Annotated in this window: 2 protein-coding genes; one reads left to right on the forward strand and one right to left on the reverse strand. The window is 74.5% G+C overall.

Annotation, left to right across the window (positions count from 1 at the left end; all coding sequences use genetic code 11):
* Nucleotides 1-6: 6 nt before the first annotated feature.
* The gene (locus AW271_RS41620; RefSeq protein ID WP_062339553.1) at nucleotides 7-16,917 is read left to right on the forward strand and encodes a type I polyketide synthase; all 16,911 of its coding nucleotides are present in this window, start codon (nucleotides 7-9) and stop codon (nucleotides 16,915-16,917) included.
* A gap of 57 nt (nucleotides 16,918-16,974) precedes the next feature.
* On the opposite strand, the gene AW271_RS23050 is transcribed toward AW271_RS41620, so the two are convergent.
* On the reverse strand, nucleotides 16,975-19,935 hold the full coding sequence (locus AW271_RS23050) for a non-ribosomal peptide synthetase (RefSeq protein ID WP_062339555.1): 2,961 nt from the start codon (nucleotides 19,933-19,935) through the stop codon (nucleotides 16,975-16,977).
* Nucleotides 19,936-20,082: the final 147 nt, after the last annotated feature.

The raw sequence follows: 20,082 nt of genomic DNA on the forward strand, positions 1-20,082 counted from the left end.
CGGAACATGGCGAACGAGGAGAAGCTTCGTGACTACCTCAAGCGGGTCACCACCGACCTGCACCAGACGCGCGCCCGCCTGCGCGAACTGGAGGAGGAGCGGCTCGAACCGATGGCCGTCGTCGGCATGGCCTGCCGGTTCCCCGGCGGGGTGGCCTCACCCGGCGACTTCTGGACGCTGCTGATCGCGGGCGCCGACACCGTCGCGCCCTTCCCCGCCGACCGCGGCGCCGAATGGGCGACCGTGTACGACGCCGACCCCGACGCGATCGGCCGGAGCTACGCCCGCGAGGGCGCGTTCCTCGACGGCGCGGCCGACTTCGACGCCCCCTTCTTCGGCGTCTCCCCGCGTGAGGCGCTGGCCATGGACCCGCAGCAGCGCTTGTTGCTGGAGACGTCGTGGGAGGCCCTGGAGCACGCCGGCATCGACCCGACGTCGTTGCACGGCACCGCCACGGGCGTGTTCGCCGGGCTGATCTACCACGACTACGCGGCCGGCGGCGTGGGCGACGTGGAGGGATACGTCAGCACCGGCATCTCGGGCGGCGTCGCGTCGGGCCGGGTGGCGTACACCCTCGGGCTGGAGGGCCCGGCGGTCACCGTGGACACCGCCTGCTCCTCATCGCTGGTGGCGCTGCACCTGGCCGCCCAGGCGCTGCGCTCGGGGGAGTGCTCGCTGGCGCTGGCGGGTGGCGTGACCGTGATGGCCCGGCCGGGCACCTTCGTGGAGTTCTCCCGGCAACGCGGCCTGGCCGCCGACGGCCGCTGCAAGGCGTATGCCGACGCGGCCGACGGGACCGGCTGGGGCGAGGGCGTGGGCGTCCTGGTCCTGGAGAAGCTCTCGGACGCCCGCCGCAACGGCCACCGCATCCTGGCCCTGGTGCGCGGCAGCGCCGTCAACCAGGACGGCGCGTCCAACGGCCTGACCGCCCCCAACGGCCCCTCCCAGCAGCGGGTCATCGAGTCGGCGCTGGCCGGGGCCGGGTTGTCGGCGGGCGAGGTGGACGTGGTCGAGGGCCACGGCACCGGCACCCGGCTGGGCGACCCGATCGAGGCCGAAGCCCTGCTCGCCACCTACGGGCAGGAGCGTGACCACCCGGTGCTGCTCGGGTCGGTGAAGTCGAACATCGGGCACACCCAGGCGGCGGCCGGGGTGGCGGGCGTCATCAAGATGATCCAGTCGATGGCCCATGGGGTGGTCCCGGCGACCCTGCACGTGGACGCGCCCTCCTCCCACGTGGACTGGAAGGCGGGCGCCGTCGACCTGGTGACGGAGGCGACGCCCTGGCCGCGGACCGGCCGGCCGCGCCGTGCCGGTGTGTCGTCGTTCGGTTTCTCCGGGACGAACGCGCACGTCATCCTCGAACAGGCCCCCGCCGAGGAGCCCGCGCCGGGTGTCACGCTTCCGGTGGTGCCCTGGCTGATCTCCGCTCGCAGCCGTGACGGTCTGGCCGCCCAGGCCGCCCGCCTGGCCGACTTCGTGTCGGCCCGCCCCGACCTGAACCCGGCCGACGTCGGCCGGTCGCTGGCGGAGTCGCGGTCGAGCCTGTCCCACCGGGCCTTCGTCGTCGGCACGAACCGGCACGAACTCCTCGCCGGCCTGGCCGACATGACCCCAACCGGCGTCGGCCAGCCGGGCAAGCTCGCGTTCGTCTTCACCGGTCAGGGTGCGCAGCGGGTGGGCATGGGCCGGGGCCTCTACCAGGCATATCCGGTGTTCGCGGAGGCGTTCGACGAGGTCTGCGAGAGGCTGGGCGGTTCGGCGATCGACGACCCCGAGCTGCTGAACCAGACGATGTGGGCGCAATCGGGCCTGTTCGCGGTCGAGGTGGCCCTGTTCCGCCTGCTGGAGTCGTGGGGCGTCACTCCGTCGATGGTGGCCGGTCACTCGATCGGTGAGCTGGCCGCCGCACATGTGGCCGGGGTGTGGTCGCTGGAAGACGCCTGCACGGTCGTGGCGGCGCGTGGCCGGTTGATGCAGGCGCTCCCGTCGGGTGGCGGCATGTTGTCGATCCGGGCGAGCGAAGCCGAAGTCCGCCAGGCCCTGATCGACGGCGTGGACATCGCGGCGGTCAACGGCCCCGACGCGGTCGTCGTCTCGGGCCCGATCGATCTGGTGTCCGCGCTGAGGGACCGGTTCGAGAACACCAGGCTGCTGCGGGTCTCGCACGCCTTCCACTCGGCCTTGATGGACCCGATGCTGGCCGAATTCGCGCAGGTCACCGCCTCGGTGTCCTACAACCCGCCGCGTATTCCGCTGGTCTCCACGGTGACCGGGGAACCGGTGACGGCGACCGACCCGGACTACTGGGTGCGTCAGGTCCGTGAGCCGGTCCGGTTCGCCGACGCCGTCGCCACGATGCGCGAGAGCGGCGTGCGGACCTTCGTCGAGATCGGCCCCGACGCGGTGCTCACCGCCCTGGAAGACGACTCCTGGATTCCCGCGCAGCGCCGCGACCGCGACGACGCGACCACCCTGGTCACCACCGTCGCGCGGCTGCACACCCGGGGGGCGGCGGTCGACTGGGCACGGTTCTTCGACGGCGCGGCCCGCGTCGACCTGCCCACCTACACGTTCACCCGCGAGCGCTACTGGCTCGACCCCGCCGCCGGGAAGGCCGACGTCACCGGCATGGGCCAGTCGGCCGCCGGGCACCCGCTGCTCGGCGCGACCGTCAGCCTCGCGGCGGGCGGCGGGCTGATGCTCACCGGACGTCTCGGCGTGGACACCCAGCCCTGGCTGGCCGACCACACGGTGGCCGGGCGGGTGATCGTCCCGGGGACGGCGCTGGTCGAGATGGCGATCCGGGCGGGCGACGAGATCGGCGCGGCCCGGCTGGCCGAACTGGTCGTGGAGTCGCCGCTGGTGCTGCCCGCCACGTCCGGCGTCCGGGTCCAGGTCGTCGTCACCGCACTGGACGCGGGCCGCGGCGAGGTCGCCGTCTACTCCCAGGCCGAAGACGACGACGTCACCGGCGGCTGGACCCGGCACGCCGCCGGCGTCCTCGAACCGGCCGACCACGAACGGGCCGACTTCCCCTCCTGGCCGCCCGAGGGCGCGGCGCCGATCCCGCTCGACGGCTTCTACGCCACCCTGGCCGACGCCGGACTCGCCTACGGCCCCGCGTTCCAGGGCGTCCGCGCCCTGTGGCGGCGCGGCGAGGAGATCTTCGCCGAGGTCGCCCTGCCCGACGGCGTGACCGTCACCGGGTTCGGCCTGCACCCGGCGCTCCTGGACGCCGCCCTCCACGGCCTCGCCGCCGGCCGCGCCGAGACCACGCCGCTGGTGCCGTTCGCCTGGACCGACGTGGTCGTGCACGCCACCGGAGCCGCCGCCGCCCGGGTCCGCATCGCCCCCGCCCCGGCAGGGGTGACGGTCACCCTCGCCGACGAGTCGGGCGAACCGATCGCCTCGGTGGCGTCGTTGTCGCTGCAACCCCTGCGGACCGGCCCGGCGACCGACACGGCGCTGGTGCGCGACTCCCTGTTCGGCCTCGACTGGGTGCCGGCCACTCCCGTCGGCGAGAGCGACGAGACGCCATGGGCCGTGATCGGGCCGGAGATCCCCGGCGACCTGGCCGCGCTGCGGACCGACGGCGGCGTCCCCGCCACCACGGTCGTGTGTCCCCGTCCGGCCGGTGCCGGGCCGGAGGCGGCCCGGGCCCTCGCCGTCGAGGTGCAGGGCGTGATCCAGGAGTGGCTCGCCGCCGGGGACCTCGCCGGAGCCCGGCTGCTGGTGGTCACCGAGAACGCCGGGCTGGACGTGTGGTCGTCGCCGGTGACCGGCCTGGTGCGGGCCGCCGCGGCGGAGCACCCCGGCAGGCTGATCCTGGCTGACGTCGACGACCTCACCACCGCCGGACCGCTGCTGCGCGCGGGCGTGACCTTGGGCGAACCCGAGTTCGCCGTCCGCGCCGGGCGGCTGCTGGTCCCGCGCCTGGCCCGACCCGGGGGCGACCTGGTCGTTCCCGACGGCGGCTGGCGGCTGGACTTCACCGGGCGCGGCACGCTGGAGAACCTGACCCTGACGAGTGCCGACAGCGCGGTGTTGAAGGCGGGCGAGGTGCGGGTCGGGCTGCGGGCCGGTGGGGTGAACTTCCGGGATGTCCTCAATGTGCTGGGCATGTATCCCGGCGACGCAGGCAAGTTGGGCCTCGAAGGCGTGGGTGTCGTTTTGGAGACCGGGCCCGAGGTCACCTCCTACAAGCCCGGTGACCTGGTGATGGGCCTCTTCAAGGGCGCCTTCGGTCCGGAGGCGGTGACGGACCAGCGTTTGCTCGCCCGGGTCCCTGACGGCTGGACTTTGGCCGAGGCGGCGGCCGCCCCGGTGGTGTTCCTGACCGCCTATCACGCCCTGGTGGAGCTGGCGGAGCTGCGGCGCGGAGAGTCGATTCTGATCCACGCCGCCGCCGGCGGTGTCGGCATCGCGGCGGTGCAACTGGCCCGCCATCTGGGCGCGGAGGTGTTCGGCACCGCCAGCCCGTCGAAGTGGCCGGTCCTGCATGAACTGGGTCTGCCCGAGACGCATGTCGCGTCGTCGCGCACCCTGGATTTCGAGTCCGTGTTCCCTTCCGTGGACGTCGTGCTCGATTCGTTGGCGGGGGAGTTCGTCGACGCCTCGTTGAGGCTGGCCGCCGGTGGCCGGTTCATCGAGATGGGCAAAGCCGACATCCGCGACGCCGAGCAGGTCGCCCGCGACCACGACGGCCTGCAGTACCAGGCGTTCGACCTGCTCGAACTCGATCCCGATCGCATCGGCCGGATGCTGACCGTGCTGACGGATCTCTTCGCGCGTGAAGTGCTGACCCCCTTGCCGGTGGCGTGCTGGGATGTGCGCCGAGCTCCGGAGGCGTTCCGGCACCTCAGCCAGGCCCGCAACGTCGGCAAGGTCGTGCTGACCATGCCGGCGCGCGACAGGCGCGGGACTGTTCTGGTGACCGGGGCCTCGGGCGCGCTGGGCGGTCTGGTCGCCCGTCACCTGACCGCCGACCGTCTCGTGCTGCTCTCCCGCCGGGGGCCCGCTGGCACAGGGGCACTGGCCGCCGATCTCGCCTCCCGGGGAGTCGACGTCGAGGTGTACGCGGTAGACGTCGCCGACCGCGACGCGCTCGCCGCCGTGGTCGCCGGGATCCCGGACCTGCGGGGCGTCGTCCACGCCGCCGGAATCGTGGACGACGGCCTGATCGCATCGCTCACGCCCGCCCGGACCGACGCGGTGTTGCGAGCGAAGATCGACGGCGCCTGGCACCTCCACGAACTGACCCGGCACCTCGACCTCGACCGGTTCGTGCTCTTCTCCTCGATCGCCGGCATCTGGGGCAACCCCGGCCAGGCCGCCTACGCGGCGGCCAACACCTTCCTGGACGCCCTGGCCGCCCACCGCCGGAGCGAGGGCCTGCCCGCGGTCTCCCTGGCCTGGGGACCCTGGACCGGCGGCATGACCGGCCACCTCACCCCGGCCGACTGGCAGCGCATGGCCGCCCAGGGGCTGCGGCCGCTCTCCGACGCCGACGGCCTGGCCCTGTTCGACGCCGCGACGGACGTGCCCAGAGCCCTGCTGGTCCCGGCCCGGTTCGACCGGGCGAGCCTGCGTCGCCGGGGATCACCGCTGCTCTCCGCTCTGGTCCCGGCCGCCGCCTCGCGCCGCACGGCAGGATCGGTCACCGCCGGCGCCGGCCTCGCCGAGCGGGAAGAGACCCTGAGGGAGACGGTCCTCACCCAGGCCGCCGTCGTCCTCGGCATGTCCGGGCCGGCCTCGATGGACCCCGGCCGGTCGTTCCGCGAGCTCGGCTTCGACTCGCTGACCGCCGTCGAACTGCGCAACCGGCTCGCCGACACGACCGGCCTGCGGCTCCCGGCCACGCTCGTCTTCGACTACCCGACCCCGTCGGCGCTGGTCGCCCACCTCCGCACCGAACTGCTCGGCGGCGCCGCCCCCGTGCCGGCCCCCACCCAGCGGACCGAAGCCCAGACCGACGATCCGGTGGTGATCGTGGGCATCGGCTGCCGGTTCCCCGGCGGCGTCGGCTCGGCCGACGAGTTCTGGGACCTGCTCTCCTCGGAGACCGACGCCGTGACCGGCTTCCCCCGCGACCGGGGGCCCGCCTGGGAGGGCGTCGTCGACCCCGACCCGGCCGCGCCCGGCAAGAGCTACGCCGGAACCGGCGGGTTCCTGCACGACGCCGGGGCGTTCGACGCCCCGTTCTTCGGCGTCTCCCCGCGTGAGGCGCTGGCCATGGACCCGCAGCAGCGGCTCCTGCTGGAGACCTCGTGGGAGGCCCTGGAGGACGCCGGCATCGACGCCACCGGCCTGCACGGCAGCCAGACCGGCGTCTTCACCGGCCTGATCTACCACGACTACAGCACCGGCGGCCCGGTCCCCGAAGAGGTGGAGGGCTACGTCAGCACCGGCAACTCGGGCGGCGTCGCGTCGGGCCGGGTCGCCTACGCGCTGGGCCTCGAAGGCCCCGCGATGACCGTCGACACGGCCTGCTCGTCGTCGCTGGTCGCCCTGCACCTGGCCGTGCGGGCACTCCGCGCGGGGGAGTGCTCCCTGGCCCTGGCCGGTGGGGCGACCGTCATGGCGACCCCGAACACCTTCGTGGAGTTCTCCCGCCAACGCGGCCTCGCCGCCGACGGCCGGTGCAAGGCGTACGCGGACGCCGCCGACGGGACGGGCTGGGGCGAGGGCGTCGGCGTCCTGGTCCTGGAACGACTCTCGGACGCCCGCGCCAACCGCCACCGGGTGCTCGCCGTGGTGCGCGGCACGGCCGTCAACCAAGACGGCGCGTCCAACGGTCTGACCGCCCCCAACGGCCCTTCGCAACAACGGGTGATCCGCACCGCCCTGGCCGACGCCGGCCTGTCGGCGGCCGAGGTCGACGTCGTCGAGGGCCACGGCACCGGCACCCGGCTCGGCGACCCGATCGAGGCGCACGCCCTCCTCGCCACCTACGGCCAGGACCGCGAGCATCCCGTGATGCTCGGGTCGGTGAAGTCGAACATCGGCCACACCCAGGCGGCGGCCGGAGTGGCGGGCGTCATCAAGATGATCCAGTCGATGGCCCGTGGCGTGGTCCCCGCGACGTTGCACGTGGACGCCCCCTCCTCCCAGGTCGACTGGGACTCGGGCGCGATGACGCTGGTCACCGGCGCGACGGCCTGGCCCGAGACCGGCCGCCCTCGCCGCGCGGGCGTGTCGTCGTTCGGCTTCTCCGGCACGAACGCCCACGTCATCCTTGAACAGCCGCCGGTCGAGGAGCCCGCGCCCGGTGTCGTCCTTCCGGCCGTGCCCTGGCTGATCTCCGCCCGTAGCCGCGACGGTCTGGCCGCCCAGGCCGCCCGCCTGACCGAGTTCGTGTCGGCGCGGCCCGACCTGGACCCGGCCGACGTCGGATGGTCCCTGGCGACGACCCGTTCCAGACTCTCTCACCAGGCCGTCGTCGTCGGAGGCGACCGCAGCGAACTCCTCGCCGGGCTGGCCGACGTCACTTCGGTGAGCACCGGCCCCTCGGGCAAGGTCGGCTTCGTGTTCACCGGCCAGGGCGCGCAGCGGGTCGGCATGGGCCGGGGCCTGTATGAGGCGTATCCGGTGTTCGCCGACGCTTTCGACGCCGTCTGCGCCCGTCTGGACGATCACCTCGACGGTTCCGTGGCGGCGGTCGTGCACGGGAACGACCCCGATCTGCTCAACCAGACGATGTGGGCGCAATCGGGACTTTTCGCCGTCGAGGTGGCCCTGTTCCGCCTGCTGGAGTCGTGGGGCGTCACCCCGTCGATGGTCGCCGGTCACTCGATCGGCGAACTCGCCGCCGCGCATGTCGCCGGGGTCTGGTCGCTCGAAAACGCATGTGCCGTCGTGGCCGCCCGAGGCCGGTTGATGCAGGCGCTCCCGCCAGGCGGGGCGATGCTCTCGATCCGGGCGAGCGAAGCCGAAGTCCGCAAGGCGCTGATCGACGGCGTCGACATCGCGGCGGTCAACGGCCCGGACGCGGTGGTCGTCTCCGGCCCCGCAAACCTGGTGTCCTCGCTGAGGGACCGGTTCGAGAACACCCGGCTGCTGCGCGTCTCGCACGCCTTCCACTCGGCTCTGATGGACCCGATGCTGGCCGAATACGCGAAGGTCACCGCCTCGGTGTCCGACAAGCAGCCGCGTATCCCGCTAATCTCCACGGTCACCGGCGAACCGGTGACGGCGACCGACCCGGACTACTGGGTGCGGCAGGTCCGCGAGCCGGTCCGCTTCGCCGACGCCGTCGCCACGATGCGCGACAGCGGCGTCAGGACCTTCGTCGAGATCGGCCCCGACGCGGTGCTCACCGCACTGGCCGCGGACGACAGCTGGATCCCCGCCCAGCGCCGGAATCGCGACGAGGCCCGGACCCTCGTCTCGGCGGTCGGCCGTGTGCACGCCCGTGGCGGCGACGTCGACTGGGCCCGCTTCTTCCCGGGTGCGAACCGGGTCGGCCTGCCCACCTACGCCTTCGACCGGCGGCACTACTGGCTGAACGCCGCCGGGACCCACGGCGACGCCGCCGGCCTGGGCCTCGAACCGTCCCGGCACCCGCTGCTGGGCGCGGCCGTGAACCTGCCGGCCAGCGGCGGCCTCGTGCTCACCGGCAGATTGTCCCTGAGCGCCCACCCGTGGCTGGCCGACCACGTCGTGGCCGGCAGGGTCGTGGTGCCGGGCACGGCCCTCGTGGAGATGGCGATCCGCGCCGGAGACGCGACGGGCCGGCCCCGGCTCGCCGAACTGGTCATCGAGGCCCCGCTGGTCGTGCCGCCCGAGGGCGGCGTCCGCGTCCAGGTCACGGCCGACGACGGCGCGGTGGCCGTCTACTCCCAGCCGGACCACGACGACCCATCGGGTGCCTGGACCCGCCACGCCACCGGCCTCCTCGACGTGGCCGACCCGTCGGAAACCCGTCTGACTCCGTGGCCCCCGGAAGGGGCGGCGGCCCAGGACGTCGACGCCTGCTACCCCGCACTGGCCGCCGCCGGACTGGACTACGGCCCGCTCTTCCGGGGAGTCAAGACCCTCTGGCGGCGCGGCGACGAGGTCTTCGCCGAGATCGCCCTCGCCGACGACGTCCAGGTCGCCGGGTTCGCCCTGCACCCGGCCCTGCTCGACGCCGCCCTCCACCCCATCTCCGCCACCCGCGCGGCCGAGGGCCCGTTGTTGCCGTTCGCCTGGACCGACGTCGTCGTGCACGCGACCGGAGCCCGCGCCGCCCGGGTCCGGCTGGCCCCCAGCGGAGACGGGGTGTCGCTGACCCTGGCCGACGAGAGCGGCGCGCCGATCGCGACGGTCGGCGCACTGGCCCTTCGTCCCCTCCCGGCGGCCCAGGCGGTCACCGTCGCCGACGAGGCGCTGTTCACCCTCGACTGGGTGCCCCCGCGCGCCACCGAGCCCGTGCACACGCCGGTCACCGTCATCGCCTGCCCTGCGTCCGGAGGCGGCGACGTCGCCGAGGAGGCCCGTGCGGCGGCCGCCCGCCTGCTCGGCGTCGTGCGGGAGTGGCTGGCGGCCGAGAACCCGGGCCGCCTGGTCGTGGTGACCGAACGCGCGGTCGACACCGGCTCCGGCGGGCTCCTCGTCGACGTGACCGGCGCGGCCGTCTGGGGACTGGTCCGCGCCGCCGCCGCCGAGAACCCCGGCCGCCTCGCCCTCGTCGACCTCGACGTCCCCCTGTCGGCGGACGGCGCGCAGGAACTGGTGCGGGCGGCGGCGGCCGCCGGCGAGAGCCAGATCGCCGTTCGCGGAGGCCGCCCGCTGGTGCCGCGCCTGGCCCGTCCCGATAAGGCTCTGGCCCTGCCCAGCGGCAGTTGGCGGCTGGACTTCACCGAGCGCGGCACCCTGGAGAACCTGACCCTGACGAGTGCCGACAACGCGGTGTTGAAGGCCGGGGAGGTGCGGGTCGGGCTGCGAGCCGGCGGGGTCAACTTCCGGGATGTCCTGAACGTGCTGGGCATGTACCCCGGCGACGCGGGCCAGTTGGGCCTCGAAGGCGCGGGTGTCGTGCTGGAGACCGGACCTGAGGTGACGGCCTACAAGCCCGGTGACCTGGTGATGGGCCTGTTCTCGGGTGCCTTCGGTCCGGAGGCGGTGACGGATCAGCGTTTGCTCGCCCGAGTCCCCGACGGCTGGACTTTGGCCGAGGCGGCGGCCGCCCCGGTGGTGTTCCTGACCGCGTATCACGCGCTGGTCGAACTGGCCGACCTGCGACCCCGCGAATCCGTCCTCATTCACGCCGCCGCCGGTGGTGTCGGCATCGCGGCGGTGCAACTGGCCCGCCACCTGGGCGCCGAGGTGTTCGGCACCGCGAGCCCGTCGAAATGGCCGGTCCTGCGCGAACTCGGCCTGCCCGAGACCCACGTCGCGTCGTCGCGCACCCTGGATTTCGAGACCGCGTTCCCTTCCGTGGACGTCGTGCTCGATTCGTTGGCGGGGGAGTTCGTCGACGCCTCGCTGAGGCTGGCTGCCGGTGGCCGATTCATCGAGATGGGCAAAGCCGACATCCGCGACGCCGAGCAGGTCGCCCGCGACCACGACGGCCTGCAGTACCAGGCGTTCGACCTGCTCGAACTCGACCCCGATCGCATCGGCCGCATGCTCGCTGTGCTGACGGAGCTGTTCGCCCGGAAGGTGCTGACGCCCCTCCCGGTCGCCTGCTGGGATGTGCGCCGAGCTCCGGAGGCGTTCCGGCACCTCAGCCAGGCCCGCAACGTCGGCAAGGTCGTGCTGACCATGCCGACCCGCGACCAGGGCGGCACCGTTCTGGTGACCGGAGCATCGGGTGCCCTGGGCGGTCTGGTCGCCCGTCACCTGACCGCCGACCGTCTCGTGCTGCTCTCCCGCCAGGGACCCGTCGGCACCGGCGCGCTCGCTGCCCAGCTCGCCACTCAGGGAGTCGACGTCGAGGTGTGCGCCGTGGACGTCGCCGACCGCGACCCGCTCGCCGCCGTGGTCGCCGGGATCCCGGACCTGCGGGGTGTCGTCCACGCCGCCGGAATCCTCGACGACGGCCTGATCGCATCGCTCACCCCCACGGCGCTGGACGCCGTCATGCGCCCCAAGGTCGACGGCGCCTGGCACCTCCACGAACTGACCCGGCACCTCGACCTCGACCGGTTCGTGCTCTTCTCCTCGATCGCCGGGATCTGGGGCAACCCCGGCCAGTCGGCCTACGCGGCGGCCAACACCTTCCTGGACGCCCTGGCCGCCCACCGCCGCAACGAGGGCCTGCCCGCGGTCTCCCTGGCCTGGGGACCCTGGACCGGCGGCATGACCGGCCACCTCACCCCGGCCGACTGGCAGCGCATGGCCGCCCAGGGCTTGCGCCCCCTCTCCGACGCTGACGGCCTCGCCCTGCTCGACGCCGCCGCCCACCTGCCCACGGCCCTGGCGGTCCCGGCCCGGCTCGACCCGGCCGTGTTCCGCCGCCGGGACGGCGACGTGCCCGCGCTCATGTCCGGCCTGGTCACCCGCACCACCACCCGCCGCACCGCAGGGCCCGTCGCCACGAGCGGTCTGGCCGGCCTCCCGGCGGCCGAACGCGAGGAGGCCGTCAGAGAGCTGGTAATGGCCCAGGCGGCGGTCGTGCTCGGCATGTCCGGGACGGCCTCGATGGACCCCGGCCGCTCGTTCCGTGAGCTGGGTTTCGACTCGCTGACCGCCGTCGAACTGCGCAACCGGCTCGGCGAGGCGACCGGCCTGCGACTCCCCGCCACGCTCGTCTTCGACCATCCGACGCCGTCCGCGCTGGTCGCCCACGTCCTCACCGAACTGGGCGGCCCGATCGCCGACCCGTTGCTTTCGGGCGTGCCGAGGGCGGTGGACGCCGACGACCCGGTGGTGATCGTCGGCATGGGCTGCCGGTTCCCGGGCGGCGTCTCCTCCGCCGCCGAGTTCTGGACCCTGCTCGCCGCCGGCGCCGACACCGTGTCGGGCTTCCCTGCCGACCGGGGCCCGGAGTGGGGGAGCGTCTTCGACGCCGACCCGGAGGCGGTCGGCCGGAGCTACGCCCGCGAGGGCGCGTTCCTCGACGGCGCGGCCGACTTCGACGCCCCCTTCTTCGGTGTCTCCCCGCGTGAGGCGCTGGCCATGGACCCGCAACAACGGCTCCTGCTGGAGACCTCGTGGGAGGCCCTGGAGCACGCCGGCATCGACGCCACCGGCCTGCACGGCAGCCAGACCGGCGTCTTCACCGGCCTGATCTACCACGACTACAGCACCGGCGGCCCCGTCCCCGGCGACGTCGAAGGGTATGTGAGCACCGGCATGTCCGGCGGCGTGGCCTCGGGCCGGGTCGCCTACGCGCTGGGTCTGGAGGGCCCGGCGATGACCGTCGACACGGCGTGTTCGTCGTCGCTGGTGGCGCTGCACCTGGCCGTGCGGGCGCTGCGGTCGGGCGAGTGCTCCCTGGCGCTCGCCGGGGGAGTCACGGTGATGGCCACCCCCGGCATCTTCGTCGACTTCTCCCGCCAGCGCGGCCTCGCCGCCGACGGCCGCTGCAAGGCGTATGCCGACGCGGCCGACGGCACCGGCTGGGGCGAGGGCGTCGGCGTCCTGGTCGTCGAACGGCTCTCCGACGCCCGCGCCAACGGCCACCGGGTGCTGGCCGTGGTGCGCGGCACGGCCGTGAACCAGGACGGCGCGTCCAACGGCCTGACCGCCCCCAACGGCCCTTCGCAGCAGCGCGTCATCCGGACCGCCCTGGCCGACGCGGGCCTGTCGGCGGCCGAGGTCGACGTCGTCGAGGGCCACGGCACCGGGACCCGGCTCGGCGACCCGATCGAGGCCCAGGCCCTGCTCGCCACCTACGGCCAGGATCGGGAGCACCCGGTGCTGCTCGGGTCGGTGAAGTCGAACATCGGCCACACCCAGGCCGCCGCGGGCGTCGCCGGCATCATCAAGATGGTCCAGGCCATGAACCACGGCGTCGTCCCGGCGACCCTGCACGTGGACGCGCCCTCGTCGCAGGTCGACTGGGAGTCGGGCGCGGTCACCCTGGTCACCGGCACGACGGACTGGCCGGACACCGGCCGCCCCCGCCGCGCGGGCGTGTCGTCGTTTGGCTTCTCCGGCACGAACGCCCACGTCATCCTTGAACAGGCGCCCGCCGAGGAGCCTGCCCCCGGTGCCGCCCTGCCGGCCGTGCCGTGGCTGATCTCGGCCAAGACCGAGGCCGGGCTGACCGCCCAGGCCCGGCGGCTGCACGACTTCCTGACCGAGCGGCCCGACCTCGACCCGGCCGACGTCGGCCGTTCACTGGCCACGACCCGCACCCACCTCGGCCACCGCGCCGCGATCGTGGGCGCCGACCGGGACGAACTGCTCGCCGGCCTCGCCGACCCGAGGCCGGTGAGCACGGGCGACCCGGGCAAGCTCGCCTTCGTCTTCACCGGCCAGGGCGCGCAGCGGGTCGGCATGGGCCGCGGTCTCTACCAGGCATATCCGGTGTTCGCGGCGGCGTTCGACGAGATCTGCGAGAGGCTGGGCGGTTCCGCGATCGACGACCCCGACCTGCTGAACCAGACCAGGTGGGCGCAGTCAGGACTGTTCGCCGTCGAAGTCGCCCTGTTCCGCCTGCTGGAATCGTGGGGCGTCACCCCCTCGATGGTGGCCGGTCACTCGATCGGCGAACTCGCCGCCGCCCATGTAGCCGGAGTGTGGTCGCTCGAAGACGCCTGCACGGTCGTGGCCGCCCGAGGCCGCTTGATGCAGGCGCTCCCGCCCGGCGGGGCGATGCTCTCCATCCGCGCGACCGAAGCCGAAGTCCGCGCGGCGCTGATCGACGGCGTCGACGTCGCGGCCGTCAACGGACCGGACGCCGTGGTCGTCTCCGGCCCGCTCGACCTGGTGTCCTCGCTCAAAGACCGGTTCGAGAACACGCGCCTCCTGCGCGTCTCGCACGCCTTCCACTCGGCCCTGATGGACCCGATGCTGGCCGAATACGCCCAGGTCACCGCCTCGGTGTCCTACGCGCCACCGCGGATCCCGCTGGTCTCCACGGTCACCGGCGAACCGGTGACCGCGACCGACCCCGACTACTGGGTGCGCCAGGTCCGCGAGCCGGTCCGGTTCGCCGACGCGGTCACGACGATGCGCCGCAGCGGCGTGAAGACGTTCATGGAGATCGGCCCCGACGCGGTGCTCACCGCCCTGGCAGACGACTCCTGGATCCCCGCCCAGCGCCGCGACCGCGACGACGCGCCCGCCCTGGTCTCGGCGGTCGCCGAGCTGCACGCCCGGGGCGGCGACGTCGACTGGGCCGGGTTCTTCCAGGGCGCGAACCGGGTCGACCTGCCCACCTACGCCTTCACCCGCGAGCGCTACTGGCTGCGCGGCACCCGCGCCCCGGCCGACCCGGCCGAGCTCGGCCTGTCGACCGCCGGGCATCCGCTGCTCGGCGCGGCCGTCGACCTGCCCGGCGACGGCGGCCTGGTGCTCACCGGCCGGTTGTCCCTGGACGCCCAGCCCTGGCTCGCCGACCACACGGCCGCCGGACGGGTCGTCGTCCCGGAGACGGCCCTGATCGAGATGGCCCTCCGGGCCGGTGACGAGACGGGACACGCCCGCCTGGGCGAACTCCACGTCCACACCCCGCCGGTCGTGCCCGGCTCCGGCCCCCTCCAGCTGAGGGTCGTCGTCGCCCCGCCCGACGACGACGGCCGCCGGGACCTGACCGTGCACTCCCGCCCGGAGAACGGCTCCTGGACGCACAACGCCACCGCCGTCCTCACCTCCGCCACCGCCGAACCCGACGACGCCGACGGGGAGTGGCCGCCGCCCGGCGCGCGACCGCAGCCCGACCCGGCCGACCGGCGCGTCCGGGCCGTGTGGCGGCGCGGACCGGAACTCTTCGCCGAGCTCACCCTCGACGCCGACGTCACCGGCTTCGCCCTGCACCCCGCCCTCCTCGACGCCGTCCTGCCCCTGACCGGGACGGCCGGCGACCCGCCGATGCTCGCGTCCACCTGGACCGACGTCGTCGTGCACGCCACCGGAGCCGCCGACGTGCGGGCCCGGCTGACGCCCGTGCCGGGCGTCGACGCGGTCTCGGTGACCCTCTCCGACGCGACCGGCCGGCCGGTGGCCATCGTGGGATCGGTGCACCGCCGCCCGCTCACCGAGGCCGAACTGCCCGCCGCGACCGCCGACGCGCTGTTCGAACTCGACTGGATCCCGGCCGCCCCCGGCGTGCGGGGCGGGCCCGTCCCCGACACGGTCGTCGTGGACGTCCGGCCGCCCGAGGGCCCGGCCGACGCCGCGGCCAGGGCGGCGGCGCGGGACACGCTGGCCACGTTGCGCGAGCGGCTGGCCGCACCGGCGATGGCCGGAACCCGGCTGGTCGTGCTCACCCACCGGGCCGTCGCGACCGGGCCGGAACCGGTCGACGTCGCCGGCGCGGCGGTGTGGGGGCTGGTCAGGGTGGCGCAGTCGGAGTACCCCGGCCGGATCGTGCTGCTCGACGTGGACACGCCGGAGGCCGCCGACCAGGCGGTCCCGGCCGCCGTGAGCTCGGGCGAGGCCCAGCTCGCGGTCCGGGACGGCCGTCTCCTGGTCCCGCGCCTGGTCCCGTCCACCCCCGCCGCGACCGCACCGGCCGCACGCCCGACCGGAACCCTGCTGATCACGGGCGCCTCCGGGGCCCTCGGCGCGCTGGTCGCCCGGGGCCTTGCGGCCGAACGGATCGAGCTGCTCTCCCGGCGCGGACCCGGGGCGGCGGGAGTGGCGGCCGTCGCCGCCGACGTCGCCGGACGGGGGGTGACCGTGCGGGTCACCGCCTGCGACGCCGCCGACCGCGCCGGCCTGGCCGCCGTGCTCGCGGGCATCCCGGCCGGTACGCCGCTGCGCCGCGTGGTCCACGCCGCGGGCGTCCTGGACGACGGCATCGTCGAGTCGCTCACCCCCGACCGGGTCGACGCCGTGTTGCGCCCGAAGGTCGACGGGGCGTGGAACCTCCACGAGCTGACCCGCGACCTCGACGCGTTCGTGGTGTTCTCCTCGCTGGCCGGGATCTGGGGCAACCCCGGCCAGGCCGCCTACGCCGCCGCCAACACCTTCCTCGACGCCCTGGCCGCCCACCGCCGCTCCCTCGGCCTGGCCGCCACCTCGCTGGCCTGGGGCCCGTGGCGGCTCGACGGGCAGGGCATGGCCGACCGCATCGACGACGCCGACCGGCGTCGCATGGCCCGCACCGGCCTGCGGCCCATCACCGGCCCCGACGGCCTCGCCCAGCTCGACGCGCTGCTCGCCCGCGCCCCGGAAGGCCGCCCGGCGCTGCTGGTCCCCGTCCACCTCGACCTCGGCGCCCTGCGCCGCCACAACGGCGCCGGCCTGCCGCCGGTGTTGTCGGGCCTGACCGGGGTCCGGACGGCCCGAAGGACGGCCGGCCCGGCCGCGCCCGAGCGGAACGAGGCGGCCCGCCTGGCCGCGCTGCCCGCGCCCGCCCGCGAACGCGCCGTGCGGGAGCTGGTCAGGGCGCAGGCCGCGCAGGTGCTCGGGCTGCCGGGCGCGGACGACGTCCACGCCGAGAAGTCGTTCCTCGACCTGGGCCTGACCTCGCTGACCGCCCTGGAGCTGCGCAACCGGCTCAGCGGCGTCGCCGGGCTGACCCTGCCGGCCAGCGTGATCTTCGACTACCCGACGCCGGGCGCGCTCGCCGGATACCTGTGCGCGAACGTCGCCCCGGCCGGGACGGCGCCCGTCCTCGACGGCCTCGACCGGCTGGCCGCCCAGCTCGCCGAGGTCGGCCCCGACGGCGACCGGCGGGCCGAGATCGTCATCCGCCTGGAGGGCCTGCTCGCCGACTTCCGGTCCAAGACCAGCGACAACGCCGCCGCCTACCGGGAGCTCTCGACGGCCGGCGACGACGAGATGTTCGCCCTGATCGACCGCGAACTGGGCATCTGACGGAGAAACGACAAGAGCGGCCGGGGTCGGACCCCGGCCGCTCTTGTCGTGTGCGGGTCAGACCTCGGCGACCTCGCGGGCGATCACCGCCACGTTCGCCACGGTGGGCTCCGCGATGACCCGCCCCAGCCGGTTCATGAACTCGGCCTCCGCCGCCGGGGGCAGCACCTCCCGGCACACGCCGGCCAGCATGTTGAGCAGCGCGACCGAGTCGCCGCCGAGGTGGTGGAAGTCCGCGTGCGGGTCGATGCGGTCGGCCTCGACGCCCAGCACCCGCGCCCACACCTCGCCGACCTCGCGTTCGAGCCGGTCGCCGCCGTCGGCCGACGCCGGGCCTGAACCGGTCGCGGGACCGGCGAAGGGGTCGGGCAGGGCGCGCACGTCGACCTTGCCGCTGATGCCGTAGGGGATCTCGTCGACGACGAAGACGGCGGCCGGGACCATGTAGGACGGCAACCGGTCGGCCGCGTGCGCCGTCAGGTCGGCGACCGCCACCCCGGTCCGGCTCAGGACGTAGCCGCACAACGCCTTCGACCCGCCCGCCCGGGTGCGGGCCACCACGACGGCGCGGTCGACCGCCGGGTGCTCCTCCAGGACGGCCGCCACCTCGGCGGGCTCGACCCGGTGGCCGCGGATCTTGAGCTGGTCGTCGATCCGGCCGAGGAACTCCAGCCCGCCGTCCGGCAGCCGCCGGGCCAGGTCGCCGGTCCGGTACGTCCGGGTGCCGTCGACCAGGCGGGGGAACCGCTCCTCGTCGAGGTCGGGCCGGCCCAGGTAGCCCCGGGCCAGCTGCACGCCGGCCAGGTACATCTCGCCGACCTCGCCCTCGGCGACGAACCGGCGGGTCGGGTCGAGCAGGTGGACCTGCGTGTTGCGGGCCGGCACGCCGATCGGGACGGTGCTGCGGCCGCCGTCGCGCGCCGGGTCGAAGGTGTGCGCGGTGCAGCCGATGGTGGCCTCGGTGGGGCCGTACTCGTTGATGACGCGGCAGCCGGGCCCGAACATCTCCTGGGCGCGGGCGGCGACCTCGACCCGGAGCTGCTCGCCGACCACCACGATGCTGCGGAACCCGGTGGGCGCGATCTCCAGGCGGCCGATCAGCTCCAGGTGGGAGGGGGTGAGGTTGAGCATGGTCGCGCCCGACTCCATCAGCAGCCGCCGCAGCGTCAGGTGGTTGGGCTGGTCGCGGACCAGCACCACGCCGCCGCCGGTGATCAGCGGCATGAAGATGGACGTCCCCGACACGTCGAACGACAACGACGTCAGCAGGGGCAGTCGCGTGTCGGCGTCGACCCCGAACTCCTCGACGCCCCAGTGGAGGTAGTTGAGCAGGCTGCCGTGCTCGATCTGCACGCCCTTGGGCTTGCCGGTGGAGCCGGAGGTGTAGAGCACGTACGCCAGGTCGTCGGCGGCCGTCTCCGGGTCGGGGGCCCCGTCGGGCGTCGCGGTGACGGCGTCGTCGAGGTCGAGCACGGCGCAACCGGCCGGGAAGGCGTCGCGGGCGTCGTGCGGGGCCTGTGCCAGGCAGTGCTTGACCCCCGCGTCCGAGAGCAGGTCGGCCAGCCGCGAGTCGGGGTGCAGCACGTCGAGCGGCAGATAGGCGGCCCCGGCCCGCAGGATGCCCCAGATGGCGGCCACCGCGGCCGGGGTGCGTTCGGCGAGCACCCCGACGACGTCGCCGCGACCGGCGCCCCGGGCGCGCAGCCCGGTCGCCACCGCGTCGGCCCGCCGGCTCAGCTCGGCGTAGCTCATCGTGCCCTCCGGCCACGACAGCGCCAGCGCGTCGGGGGTCAGCTCGGCCTGGCGGCGGAACAGCTCCAGGAGGGACGCCGTGGAGGAGGGCCGCCAGGTGTCGTTGGCGGCGGGGTAGCGGTCGGCCTGGGGCGACAGCGCCTCGACGAGCCGGTCGAGCAGGTCGTCCATGCGCTCGGCCGCGCCCGGCACGTCGCGCCACGTCGCCACGAGCTCGGTGCGGCCGGCCGTCTCGACGACGTCGAGGCTCACCGGCGCGCCCGAGACCAGCGACCCCAGCGTGTACATCGCCTCGGCCCGGAACCCGCCGGCGCTGTAGTCGGCCAGGTCGACGAAGCCCAGGCTGGTGACGATGCCCGAGGCCAGGTAGCGGTGCCTCTTGGCGGCCGACGCCTCGTACCGGGTGAAGATCTCGCGCACGATCGTGCGGGGCAGCCGGCGCATCGCCGGGCTGGTGCGGCTGAGCAGCTCCCGGTTTTCCGCCAGGCCGGTCAGCAGCGCCTGGTGGACCTCCTCCCAGTCGCCGTCGGGCTCGACGGTCAGCGGGAGGATCTGCGACAACCAGGCGGTCGAGCGCAGCTCGGGCCGGTGGCGGCGCAGGTCGACCGAGATCAGGAACCGGCCCGGGACCGGCGGGTCGGCCGACGCGGCGACGGCCGCGACCACCCGGGCGGTGGGGGCGGCGCAGACGCCGTCGACGCTGCGCCGGCGCCAGATCAGCCCGTGCCGACCGGGCGGGACCGGCGCCATCGAGGTGGCGTGCACCAGGTCCTTCTCGCCGGGCGGGATCGGCGGCAGGCCGGTGGGCCGCAGGTGCCGGAGGAAGTCGTCGCTGTTCCAGTCGGAGGTCGCGCCGACCGGGTCGACGCCGCGCAGCACCCGGAAGACGTCGGCGATCCACAACAGCAGGCCGCGGGCGTCGGTGACGCCGTGGAAGGCGCGGAAGACCAGCGTCGTCGGCCGGACCCGGCGGCCGGGCACGAGCAGGACCTCGCAGGTCGGGCCGCCGTCGTAGAGCGCCGTCTGCAGGGCGGGCTCCGACAGCAGGTCGTGGCCCGGATCGACGTCCAGGACCCGCACCTCGGGAGCGACGCCGCTGTCGACCCAGCGCCGCCCCTTCTGCCGCAGCCGCATGCCGGGGCAGGCCTCCGAGGCCGCCTCGACCGCGTGGACGAGGGCCTCGACGCCCAGGTCGCCGTCGCCTTCGAAGACGTGCTGGATGACGTTGGGCCCCATGCCGAGATAGAGCCATTCGATCGGGGACATGAGCCGTGAGTACGGCGTGGCCAAGGGTTTCACCGAATGCTCCTGTTCGCCGGTGCAGGGCGATCGCGACGAGGTGAGAAAGGCGTCGGTTCGTCGTGATGGAGCCATTGTTCGGCCGCCGCGGAAGTCGTCGCATCGCGGGAAATG

The sequence above is a fragment of the Herbidospora sakaeratensis genome (genome assembly GCF_001570525.1).
GTDB lineage: Bacteria > Actinomycetota > Actinomycetes > Streptosporangiales > Streptosporangiaceae > Herbidospora > Herbidospora sakaeratensis.